Genomic DNA, 9,852 nt, shown 5'->3' on the forward strand with positions numbered 1-9,852 from the left:
GAAAACCGGATCGGCTCGATAACAATCCCGAGGGATTATTACTTGCGGCTAGCTTTTTCCAGCATGCGCAGAGCACGCTCGTTAGCTTCGTCAGCAGTCTGTTGTGCTTTTTGAGCAGCAGCCAGAGCTTCATCAGCTTTACGGTAAGCTTCGTCTGCACGAGCCTGGGAGCGAGCAGCTGCGTCTTCAGTAGCGGTCAGACGTGCTTCGGTTTCTTTCGATGCGCTGCTGCAACCGGTAGCCAGAACTGCGGCCAGAGCCAGAGCAGAGAATTTCAGAACGTTGTTCATCGTGTTCCCCTTCAAGGACTTTCAAATTAAGTGGCTGTCTCCTCACGATTGAGGAAATAGCCGGCGTACATACTACCCATTACTTGTAGTAAGTAAACTGACGTAGCGCAAGAAGCAAAAAAAATTGTAGGCGTTGATTCTTTTTCGAGCAACTTTTAACTGCGCTGTATAAAAAATATCCAGCTGCAAGCCCCGGCGTGAGCGACTCAAACGGAAAAAGTTCCCGCCCTCGTGCGCTGTTTTTGCGACTTCGGCTAAAGTCTTTCTAAATGAATTCGTCCACACTTTTGTTCAGGTTCTGCGAAGCGCTTCGCGTATCTTTGTTGATGTACAGGTGACTTTAAAAAAGGTTGCACGTCTTAAGTCTCAACATTCCGGCAATGTTCAGGCAAACGGCACGCAAAGATTGTCTTGCGGCCGAACCTGCGACCATCGATGCCAACGCACGCAAACCATCCGATGACGAGCGTACCTTGAGCATTTTCGCCAATGGTGCCTACTATTCAGCAGGTGTCAGATTGCGCGAGATCGGTGTGGCTCTTCTCAGTGTCCATCAGGCACGGGGTGGCGTAGATGTTCCTTCGCCGGAAAAACATCGGTAAGGTAGGGGTCACAATTCAAGACCCGCGAGGAGTAGTGATGAGCGAGGCGTTGTCCATCCACCATGACCAGGCTGGTCATCAATTCGAGACCACTGTGGACGGTCATCGTGCTTACCTGACCTACATGGATCTGGGCAAGCAGACCCTGGATATCTACCGCACCTTCGTGCCCAATGCCCTGCGCGGCCGTGGCATTGCCGCAGCGCTGACCGAACGCGCGCTGCAATACGCCGAAGAAATGGGCTACACGGTGATCCCGTCTTGCTCCTACGTCGAGCGCTACATGGAACGCCATCAGCGTCGCGCCGCGAAGATCTGAATCGCACACACAAAAACGCCGGACAATGCCCGGCGTTTTTTTATGCGCTTAGAACGCAGCTTACGTGCGCTGGCGTTTCGGCAATACGTCCTTGAGCTTGGCGTGCATGCTGCGCAAGGTGTTTTCGGTGGCGGACCAATCGATGCAGGCATCGGTGATCGACACGCCATATTGCAGGTCGGCGAGGTCTTTCGGGATTGCCTGGCAGCCCCAGTTCAGGTGGCTTTCGACCATCAGGCCGATGATCGACTGGTTGCCTTCGAGGATCTGGTTGGCGACGTTCTCCATCACCAGCGGTTGCAGGGCCGGGTCCTTGTTGGAGTTGGCGTGGCTGCAATCGACCATGATGTTCGGCTTGATCTTCGCCTTGTTCAGCGCCTGCTCGCACAGCGCCACGCTGACCGAATCATAGTTCGGCTTGCCATTACCGCCGCGCAGCACCACGTGACCGTAGGCGTTGCCTTTGGTGGTAACGATCGACACGCCACCTTCCTGGTTGATGCCGAGGAAACGGTGCGGGCTGGACACCGACTGCAAGGCGTTGATCGCCACGGTCAGGCCGCCATCGGTGCCGTTCTTGAAGCCGACCGCCGAGGACAGGCCGGAAGCCATTTCGCGGTGAGTCTGCGATTCGGTGGTACGCGCGCCGATGGCCGACCAGCTGATCAGATCCTGCAGGTACTGCGGGGAGATCGGGTCGAGGGCTTCGGTGGCAGTCGGCAGGCCTTTCTCGGCCAGGTCGAGCAGCAACTGACGACCGATGTGCAGACCGTCCTGGATCTTGAACGAGTCGTCCAGATACGGATCGTTGATCAGACCTTTCCAGCCGACGGTGGTACGCGGCTTCTCGAAATATACACGCATGACCAGATACAGGGTGTCGGAGACTTCCTCGGCGAGCACCTTGAGGCGATCGGCGTATTCGTGGGCAGCCTTGATGTCGTGAATCGAGCACGGGCCGATCACGACGAACAGACGGTGGTCGGTGCCATCGAGAATGTTGCGAATGACTTCGCGGCCCTTGGTGACGGTGCGCAGGGCGGCGTCGCTCAGGGGGATATCACGCTTGAGCTGATCGGGAGTGATCAGGGTCTCGTTAGAGGCGACGTTTAGGTCGTTGATCGGTAAATCAGCCATCGTTTACTCGTCAGGTCACGGGTGCCGGCCGCCAGCGATCCCCGCGCGGCGGAGCACAGCAGATTTAGCGCGTCGGGGGAGCCGAACCTTAGCGCGTCAGAGGCGGCTCGACAATGGGCAAACCGTGCTTTAGTCCAGCGCTGGCTGCGCAAAAGCCTTGCGCAGGTTGTCGTGGGAGAACTCTTCGGCGTGCTCCTCGACCCACTGCAGGGCCAGCGCCTGACTATCCTGCAGATCGTCGTGGCTGTCCTGCATGCGTGAATAGCGTTCGATCTGACACACCTGCTCACCCATTCGCGCGCTGAACAGGGTCTGTTCGTCAGTGAAGGCAATGCCCACCAGATAGCCTTTTTTACGCCGCAGACACCAGGCCACATAGCCCGGGCAACAGAAGTCGGCATTCAGCGTCGGCATGCGCACTTGCAGCGCAGTGCCGTGGCGCCAGGCGCGGTGGTAATTGCAAGCGATGCCGCCGAGGCTGATAGTGTGCAGCTGTTGTCTGGAAATGCATTCAGGCTTGAGTAACGTCAATTCAACCGGCACTTCGTCCGGATGAGGAATGAAACGTCCCATGAGCACAGACTCCCTGTGTCGGCCATCTGACATTGTTTCCCCCAGTATAGTGGTCGAATCCGAGCTGACCGACTTCGACGCCGACCAGCGGCTGCTGGCGATGCGCGGGGTTTCTCTGGTGATCTTCACCAGCGTCGGCTGTGCCAGTTGTCGTTATGCCCGCGAGGTGTTGCCGGGATTGCCGCTGGCTATCGATCGGCTGTGCTGGATTGACGCCGGCGACAATGGCGGGCTGGTCGAGCGTTATCAGGTGTTTCATTTGCCGGCGCTGTTTGTGGTGCGCGACGGCGAGTTCTTTGGCGCAGTGCACACTCGTTTGACGGTTGACCAACTCAACCAGGCAGTAGCGCAGGCGCTGGGTCGAATTGCAGAGGAGTTGCCATGAGCGAGACAGTCAGCAAACCGGTGGTGGGGATTATCGGCACCGGTGCAATCGGCGGGTTCTACGGGGTGATGCTGGCGCGTGCCGGGTTTGACGTGCACTTTTTGTTGCGCAGCGAATTTTCCGCCGTGGTTGAGCGCGGTTTGCAGATCAACAGTGCGGTGCACGGGCCGTTGACGCTGCATCCGGCCAATGCCTATTCCGCTGCCGAAGACATGCCACCCTGTGACTGGCTGCTGGTCGGCACCAAGACTACCAGCAACGCCGGTCTGGCCCCGGCGATCATTCAGGCCGCCAAACCTGACGCAAAAGTGCTGTTGCTGCAGAACGGTCTGGATGTCGAAGACAGCCTGCGGCCACTGTTGCCGGATTCACTGCATCTGCTCGGTGGTCTGTGCCTGATCTGCGTGCACCGCGAAGGGCCGGGGCAGATTACCCATCAGGCCCTTGGCGCGGTGAATGTCGGTTATCACAGCGGCTCGGCCATTGATGAAGTAGCGCGCATGGCGATCGTCGAGGAGGGAGCCGGACTGTTCCGTGCCGCCGGCATCGACTCGCAGGCGATGGCCAACCTGCATCAGGCGCGCTGGCAGAAACTGGTGTGGAATATTCCCTATAACGGACTTTCGGTATTGCTCGGCGCGGGAACCGAAGCGCTGATGGCTGATGCTGACAGCCGCCTGTCGATTCAGGCGTTGATGGCGGAAGTGGTGCACGGCGCCCGGGCCTGTGGATACGAGATCCCGCCCGGCTATGCCGAGTACCTGTTCACCATGACGGAAAAAATGCCCGATTACTGGCCGAGCATGTACCACGACTTTGCACACAAACGCCCGCTGGAGCTGGAGGCGATCTACGCCCGGCCACTGGCGGCGGCGAACGCGGCGGGCTGCGAGTTGCCACGCATCGAGGCGTTGTATCGCCATTTGGGTTTTATCGACCGACGCAATACCTGAGTCGGTTGTTCTGGGGGAAGGCATGGCCAATAACATCGATGACAAACTGGTGCTGGCGATTTCCTCGCGCGCCTTGTTCGACCTGAGCGAAAGCCACAAGGTCTACCTGTCGAGCGGCGTCGAAGCCTATCGGCAATATCAGATCGAGCACGAAGACGAAATCCTCGCGCCGGGCGATGCGTTCCCGCTGGTGGAAAAACTCCTGAGCCTGAACAGTCGCCTCGGCCGCGCGCGGGTCGAGGTGATTCTGGTCTCCCGTAACAGCGCCGACACCGGTCTGCGCGTGTTCAATTCGATTCATCATTACGGCCTGGCGATTTCTCGTGCGGCGTTCGTCGGCGGGCGCAGTCCGTATCCGTATCTGAAAGCGTTTGGCTGCGACCTGTTTCTCTCGACCCACGCCGAAGACGTGCGTGCCGCGCTGGACGCCGGGTTCGCCGCCGCGACGATTCTGTCCGGTGGCGCCAGCCGCGCGGCCAGCGATGAATTGCGTATCGCCTTCGACGGTGACGCGGTGATCTTCTCGGACGAGTCCGAGCGCGTCTATCAGTCCGGCGGCCTGGAAGCGTTTCAGGCCAAGGAACGCGAATCGGCGCGCGAGCCATTGCGTGGTGGGCCGTTCAAGGGCTTTCTGGCAGCGCTCAATCTGTTGCAGCGCGAGTTTCCCGATGACGATTGCCCGATCCGCACGGCGCTGGTGACCGCGCGTTCGGCGCCGGCCCATGAGCGGGTGATTCGCACCTTGCGGGAATGGGATATTCGTCTCGATGAGTCGCTGTTTCTCGGTGGCCTGACCAAATCGGCGTTCCTCGAAGCCTTCGCCGCCGACGTGTTCTTCGATGACCAGACCGGCCATTGCGAACTGGCTCGCGAAGTGGTCGCCACCGGCCATGTGCCCCATGGCATCAGCAACGAACCGCCGATCTAGAGCCTTTTCATTCAGGACGTTGCGTCGCACGTCGTACTCGCCAAGGCACTGCTAAGCTGAATCAATCTCCGCCATCGTTGGCTCGCGAGGAGGTCCCATGATTCGCTCAATGCTGTATGCCACCGACCTCGGTCTGTACGCACCGTTCGTGATGCAGCATGCGTTGGCCTTGGCGCGCACCTTCAATGCCGATCTGTATGTAGTGCACGCGGTGGAACCCATGGGCCTGTTTGCCGAGTCAGTGCTGCAAAGCTATCTCGACGAACAGGCATTGAACGAATTCCATAGTCAGGGTCTGAAAACAGTCATCGCCAATATCGAACAACGGGTGCTCGATAGCTTTCGTGAAGAACTGGGGGACGACGGCGAACAGGATCTGCAGCGCATTCGCGCGGTGCGCGTGCTGCAGGGTGATCCGTCGCAGGTGATTCTCGATCAGGTGCACAAGCTCTCGGTCGATCTGCTGATCGTCGGCAGTCACAGCCATGGCGTCGGCGCGGAAACGCCGTTGGGGCGCACGGCGGCGCGGGTCCTGCAGTTGGCCAAGGTGCCGGTCTATCTGGTGCCGCTGATGGAACGTCGGCGGCGTGAGGATCGCTGAAGCAGGAATAATGGCGTTTTGATAAAAAAGTTCTAGATTTATTCTTCGAACCATTAATATAGTTATATACCGTCGCTGATGCCCGTGGCGTCTACCTGCTTTGAGGGATTGATATGAAGCTTCAACAACTGCGCTACATCTGGGAAGTGGCGCACCACGACCTCAACGTTTCCGCTACCGCTCAAAGCCTGTACACCTCGCAACCGGGCATCAGTAAGCAGATCCGCCTGCTGGAAGACGAGCTGGGCGTCGAAGTCTTCGCCCGCAGCGGCAAGCACCTGACCCGCGTCACCCCGGCCGGCGAGCGCATCATCACCACCGCCGGCGAGATTCTGCGCAAAGTCGAAAGCATCAAGCAGATTGCCCAGGAATTCTCCAACGAGAAGAAGGGCACCCTGTCGATCGCCACCACCCACACCCAGGCGCGTTATGCGCTGCCGCCGGTGATCAGCAATTTCATCAAGCAATACCCGGACGTGGCCCTGCACATGCATCAGGGCTCGCCGATGCAGATCGCCGAAATGGCCGCTGACGGCACCGTCGATTTCGCCATTGCCACTGAAGCGCTGGAGCTGTTCGGTGATCTGGTGATGATGCCGTGCTACCGCTGGAACCGCTGCGTGGTCGTACCCCATGGCCACCCGCTGACCAAGCTGCCGAAGCTGACCCTCGAAGCGCTGGCCGAATATCCGATCGTCACTTACGTGTTCGGTTTCACCGGCCGTTCCAAGCTCGACGAAGCCTTCAGCCATCGTGGCCTGACGCCGAAAGTGGTGTTCACCGCTGCTGACGCCGACGTGATCAAAACCTACGTGCGTCTGGGGCTGGGCGTAGGCATCGTGGCTAAAATGGCGGTCGATACCAAACTCGATAACGACCTGGTGGTACTGGATGCCAGCGAGCTGTTCGAGTCGAGCATCACCAAGATCGGTTTCCGTCGTGGCACCTTCCTGCGTGGCTTCATGTGCGACTTCATCGAGAAATTCGCCCCGCACCTGACCCGCGAAGTCATGGCCAAGGCCATTCAGTGCCACAACAAGCAAGAGCTCGAAGAGCTGTTCGACGGCGTCGAACTGCCCGTTCACTAAGCACCCGCCTCAGAGCACCTCGGTGACAGCAAACTGTTGCCGGGTGCCCGCCACCAGAATCTCCACCTCATCGCCCGCGAACTTGCCCAGCAGGCTTTTGCCCAGCGGCGAGCGCGGGGTGATGACGGTGATCGGCTGACCGACCACGTCGACTTTCAGCCCCGCCGCATCCGGCGCCAGAAACAGCCATTGCTCGCGACCCTTTTCGTCCTCCAGACCTAGCAGGGCGCCGACTTCAATGCCGCGATTTTCATCGTAGGCACGCAAGGTCAGGTTCTGACATAGCGCCAGTGACTGGCGGATTTCCTCAACCCGCTTCGCCTGACCCGCCGCCAGATACGACGCCTCCAGCCCCAGCGTGTCGTACTTGTTTTCGGCGATGTTTTCTTCGTGGGTCGCGGTTTCGTAAGCGGTTTGCGCGGCGCGCTCGGCGATGTCGAGGTCAATGCGCAGCTTGTCGAGAATCAACTGGTGGACACTGTGTTTGTTCATGATCAATCGCAGAATTGCAAAACGTTGGCGCGGCTCTTTTCCGTCGGCGCGGTCTGGTCCTGCTGCAGCCAGAACTGGCATTTCGGGTTCGACGCATTACGCGAATTGGCGCGCGCCTGATCCAGTCGGGCCTGCTGTTCATTCTTGCGCAGGTTTTCTTCGTACTGTTGGAACAGCGGACTTTGCGGTGGAATGTCCGGCTGTACCTGTACGGGCGCCACAGCCGGAGGATTGACGCGCTGCTGCACCGCTTGCGCGACAGGGGCCAATTGCTCGGGAAAGATAAAGCGCGAAAGCAGCCAGCAGGTCAGCGCAATCGCCAGGAACCCCAGCCACAGGCCCAGCGCAATGCTGCCGGTCAGATGCAGCACGCTAAGCTGAACAGGCAAGGGACGACGGGGATTGGGACGGTAGGGCATGGCGGCCTCCTGGCGGATGGTTGCGGGCAAGCGGCGATTGTCGCACGAAGATTAATCGCCGTCGGCTCTTCTGCGCGAGCGCATTTATGCGGACAATCGAGGTTTTTTGCCAACGGGAGAACGGCATGGCTAAAGCGAAACCCCGCTGGGATATTTTTTGCACCGTGGTCGATAACTTCGGCGACATCGGCGTGACCTGGCGCCTGGCCCGGCAGCTGGTGGCCGAGCATGCCTTGCCGGTGCGCCTGTGGGTGGATGATCTGCGCGCGTTCGAGCGCCTCTGTCCTGAGATCGATATTGATCTTGCGCAGCAGTGGCAGCAGGGTGTCGAGGTGCATCAGTGGCCGAGCGAATGGCTGCACGCCGAGGCGGCCGACGTAGTCATCGCCGCCTTCGCCTGTCAGTTGCCCGCCGACTACATGGACAGCATGGCCGCACGGGAAACGCCACCGCTGTGGCTCAACCTCGATTATCTCAGCGCCGAAGACTGGGTTACCGGCTGCCACGGCTTGCCGTCGGTAAAATACAAAACGGTGCAGAAGTTCTTCTTCTTTCCGGGCTTCAAGCCGGGCACCGGTGGCCTGCTGCGCGAACGCGGACTGCTCGAACAGCGTCGGCAGTTTCAGCAGGATCGACCGGCTCAGCGACATTTCCTGCAAGGTCTGGGTATTGATCCCGCGCCCGATGCGCAACTGATCTCGCTGTTTGCTTATGAAAACGCCGGGTTGGCCAGTTGGCTGGATGTGCTGGCGGCCGATGCACGGCCGACTCACCTGCTGGTGCCGGAAGGGCGGATTCTCGGCGATGTGGCGCGCTGGCTGGAGGTAGAAACCCTGACGGTCGGCGCGATTCACGTGCGCGATTCGCTCACCGTGCAGGTGCTGCCGTTCGTCCGGCAGGACCAATACGACCATCTGCTCTGGTGCTGCGATTTCAACGCGGTGCGCGGTGAAGATTCATTCGTTCGCGCGCAATGGGCGGGGCGGCCGATGCTCTGGCACATCTATCAGCAGGACGATGACATCCATCTGGACAAGCTTGATGCTTTTCTCGCGCTCTACACCCAAGGCCTTCCGCCCGCTGCGGCGCAGGCGATGAACGGTCTGTGGCGAGCGTGGAGTGCCGGGCAACCGATCGGCGAGCACTGGCTGGCGGTGCGAAATCATTGGCCGGAACTCGAGAAAAACGCCGAGGCATGGTGTCTGGAACAGGCCTTGCAGGCGGATCTTGCCACGGCGCTGGTACAGTTTTATGTAAATTGGATATGATACGCGGCCTAGATTTTTGTAAATCCCATCCAAATTCGGATATTCGCAATGAAAACTGGTAAAGAACTCAAACCCGGTACCGTGATCCGTATCGACAACGATCCTTGGCTGGTTCAGAAAGCTGAATTCACCAAGTCGGGCCGTAACAGCGCGATCATGAAGACCAAGCTGAAGAACCTGCTGACCGGTTACAAGACCGAAACCGTTTACGGTGCGGACGACAAACTGGACGACGTGATCCTGGATCGTAAAGAAGCCACCCTGTCGTTCATCAGCGGTGACACCTACACGTTCATGGACACCACTGACTACACCATGTACGAGCTGAACGCCGAAGACATCGAAAGCGTTCTGCCTTTCGTTGAAGAAGGCATGACCGACGTTTGCGAAGCCGTATTCTTCGAAGAGCGTCTGGTTTCCGTAGAACTGCCGACCACCATCGTGCGTCAGGTTGACTACACCGAAGGCTCCGCTCGCGGTGACACTTCCGGCAAGGTGATGAAGCCTGCCAAACTCAAGAACGGTACCGAGCTGTCGGTTGCCGACTTCATCGAAATCGGCGACATGATCGAGATCGATACCCGCGAAGGCGGTTCCTACAAAGGCCGTGCGAAATAAGCACTGCTTTTTGCGGAAAGAAAAAACCCGACCATTGAGTCGGGTTTTTTTGTGCCTGTAAGAAACACTCGGAACCCTGTGGGAGCGAGCCTGCTCGCGAATGCGGTGTGTCATTCAATGAAGCGCTGTCTGACGGGACGCTTTCGCGCGCAGGCTCGCTCCCACAATGGGACGGTGGT

13 protein-coding genes are annotated in these 9,852 nt (G+C 59.0%); 8 read left to right on the top strand and 5 right to left on the bottom strand.

Annotation, left to right across the window (positions count from 1 at the left end; all coding sequences use genetic code 11):
- Positions 1-38: 38 nt before the first annotated feature.
- Positions 39-290: an outer membrane lipoprotei OprI gene (oprI, locus tag QMX86_RS17425; protein ID WP_003183784.1), complete on the bottom strand. Its 252-nt coding sequence runs from the start codon at positions 288-290 to the stop codon at positions 39-41.
- 639 nt (positions 291-929) lie between these two features.
- Between oprI and QMX86_RS17430 the strand changes: the two genes are divergently transcribed.
- The gene (locus tag QMX86_RS17430) at positions 930-1,211 is read left to right on the top strand and encodes a GNAT family N-acetyltransferase (protein ID WP_016770879.1); all 282 of its coding nucleotides are present in this window, start codon (positions 930-932) and stop codon (positions 1,209-1,211) included.
- 60 nt (positions 1,212-1,271) lie between these two features.
- Here the strand turns inward: QMX86_RS17430 and QMX86_RS17435 are convergent, their stop codons facing one another.
- On the bottom strand, positions 1,272-2,348 hold the full coding sequence (locus tag QMX86_RS17435) for a 3-deoxy-7-phosphoheptulonate synthase (protein WP_016770878.1): 1,077 nt from the start codon (positions 2,346-2,348) through the stop codon (positions 1,272-1,274).
- 129 nt (positions 2,349-2,477) lie between these two features.
- A complete protein-coding gene (locus tag QMX86_RS17440; RefSeq protein WP_056788469.1) occupies positions 2,478-2,921 on the bottom strand; it encodes a PilZ domain-containing protein in 444 nt (147 codons plus the stop codon).
- Between QMX86_RS17440 and QMX86_RS17445 the strand changes: the two genes are divergently transcribed.
- The 5 genes from QMX86_RS17445 to cysB all read left to right on the top strand — a co-directional run bounded on the left by QMX86_RS17445 (position 2,920) and on the right by cysB (position 6,876).
- Positions 2,920-3,306 (top strand): thioredoxin family protein, encoded by a 387-nt coding sequence (locus QMX86_RS17445; RefSeq protein ID WP_110646059.1) that lies wholly within the window; start codon positions 2,920-2,922, stop codon positions 3,304-3,306. The two genes, QMX86_RS17440 and QMX86_RS17445, sit on opposite strands and share 2 nt — an antisense overlap.
- Positions 3,303-4,259 carry a putative 2-dehydropantoate 2-reductase gene (locus QMX86_RS17450; RefSeq protein ID WP_110646060.1) on the top strand — a complete coding sequence of 319 codons (957 nt, stop codon included), beginning with the start codon at positions 3,303-3,305 and terminating at the stop codon, positions 4,257-4,259. Before QMX86_RS17445 ends, QMX86_RS17450 begins: the two co-directional genes overlap by 4 nt.
- Before the next feature lie 22 nt (positions 4,260-4,281).
- Positions 4,282-5,187: a 5'-nucleotidase gene (locus QMX86_RS17455; RefSeq protein ID WP_024013777.1), complete on the top strand. Its 906-nt coding sequence runs from the start codon at positions 4,282-4,284 to the stop codon at positions 5,185-5,187.
- Positions 5,188-5,284: 97 nt separating this feature from the next.
- On the top strand, positions 5,285-5,788 hold the full coding sequence (locus QMX86_RS17460; protein WP_016770874.1) for a universal stress protein: 504 nt from the start codon (positions 5,285-5,287) through the stop codon (positions 5,786-5,788).
- A 113-nt stretch (positions 5,789-5,901) separates the two neighbouring features.
- Positions 5,902-6,876, top strand: coding sequence for an HTH-type transcriptional regulator CysB (gene cysB / locus QMX86_RS17465; protein WP_016770873.1), 975 nt, complete (start codon positions 5,902-5,904; stop codon positions 6,874-6,876).
- 9 nt (positions 6,877-6,885) lie between these two features.
- Here the strand turns inward: cysB and QMX86_RS17470 are convergent, their stop codons facing one another.
- Both QMX86_RS17470 and QMX86_RS17475 read right to left on the bottom strand, forming a co-directional pair.
- Positions 6,886-7,368, bottom strand: coding sequence for a GreA/GreB family elongation factor (locus QMX86_RS17470; RefSeq protein WP_024013776.1), 483 nt, complete (start codon positions 7,366-7,368; stop codon positions 6,886-6,888).
- Positions 7,369-7,370: 2 nt separating this feature from the next.
- Positions 7,371-7,787 (bottom strand): hypothetical protein, encoded by a 417-nt coding sequence (locus tag QMX86_RS17475; protein WP_122707268.1) that lies wholly within the window; start codon positions 7,785-7,787, stop codon positions 7,371-7,373.
- Positions 7,788-7,912: 125 nt separating this feature from the next.
- Between QMX86_RS17475 and earP the strand changes: the two genes are divergently transcribed.
- Positions 7,913-9,055: an elongation factor P maturation arginine rhamnosyltransferase EarP gene (earP, locus tag QMX86_RS17480; protein ID WP_130929311.1), complete on the top strand. Its 1,143-nt coding sequence runs from the start codon at positions 7,913-7,915 to the stop codon at positions 9,053-9,055.
- Positions 9,056-9,103: 48 nt separating this feature from the next.
- Positions 9,104-9,673, top strand: coding sequence for an elongation factor P (locus tag QMX86_RS17485; RefSeq protein WP_003226785.1), 570 nt, complete (start codon positions 9,104-9,106; stop codon positions 9,671-9,673).
- The last annotated feature ends 179 nt before the right edge of the window (positions 9,674-9,852 follow it).

Source organism: Pseudomonas sp. PS01270 (assembly GCF_029959775.1).
GTDB lineage: Bacteria > Pseudomonadota > Gammaproteobacteria > Pseudomonadales > Pseudomonadaceae > Aquipseudomonas > Aquipseudomonas atacamensis.

Excerpts from the sequence above, each read along its gene's own strand:
- earP (WP_130929311.1), top strand. The coding sequence starts at position 7,913 with ATGGCTAAAGCGAAACCCCGCTGGGATATTTTTTGCACCGTGGTCGAT.
- QMX86_RS17455 (WP_024013777.1), top strand. The coding sequence starts at position 4,282 with ATGGCCAATAACATCGATGACAAACTGGTGCTGGCGATTTCCTCGCGC.
- QMX86_RS17445 (WP_110646059.1), top strand. The coding sequence starts at position 2,920 with ATGAGCACAGACTCCCTGTGTCGGCCATCTGACATTGTTTCCCCCAGT.
- QMX86_RS17440 (WP_056788469.1), bottom strand. The coding sequence starts at position 2,921 with ATGGGACGTTTCATTCCTCATCCGGACGAAGTGCCGGTTGAATTGACG.
- QMX86_RS17430 (WP_016770879.1), top strand. The coding sequence starts at position 930 with ATGAGCGAGGCGTTGTCCATCCACCATGACCAGGCTGGTCATCAATTC.
- QMX86_RS17485 (WP_003226785.1), top strand. The coding sequence starts at position 9,104 with ATGAAAACTGGTAAAGAACTCAAACCCGGTACCGTGATCCGTATCGAC.
- QMX86_RS17470 (WP_024013776.1), bottom strand. The coding sequence starts at position 7,368 with ATGAACAAACACAGTGTCCACCAGTTGATTCTCGACAAGCTGCGCATT.
- QMX86_RS17435 (WP_016770878.1), bottom strand. The coding sequence starts at position 2,348 with ATGGCTGATTTACCGATCAACGACCTAAACGTCGCCTCTAACGAGACC.
- cysB (WP_016770873.1), top strand. The coding sequence starts at position 5,902 with ATGAAGCTTCAACAACTGCGCTACATCTGGGAAGTGGCGCACCACGAC.
- QMX86_RS17475 (WP_122707268.1), bottom strand. The coding sequence starts at position 7,787 with ATGCCCTACCGTCCCAATCCCCGTCGTCCCTTGCCTGTTCAGCTTAGC.
- QMX86_RS17460 (WP_016770874.1), top strand. The coding sequence starts at position 5,285 with ATGATTCGCTCAATGCTGTATGCCACCGACCTCGGTCTGTACGCACCG.
- oprI (WP_003183784.1), bottom strand. The coding sequence starts at position 290 with ATGAACAACGTTCTGAAATTCTCTGCTCTGGCTCTGGCCGCAGTTCTG.
- QMX86_RS17450 (WP_110646060.1), top strand. The coding sequence starts at position 3,303 with ATGAGCGAGACAGTCAGCAAACCGGTGGTGGGGATTATCGGCACCGGT.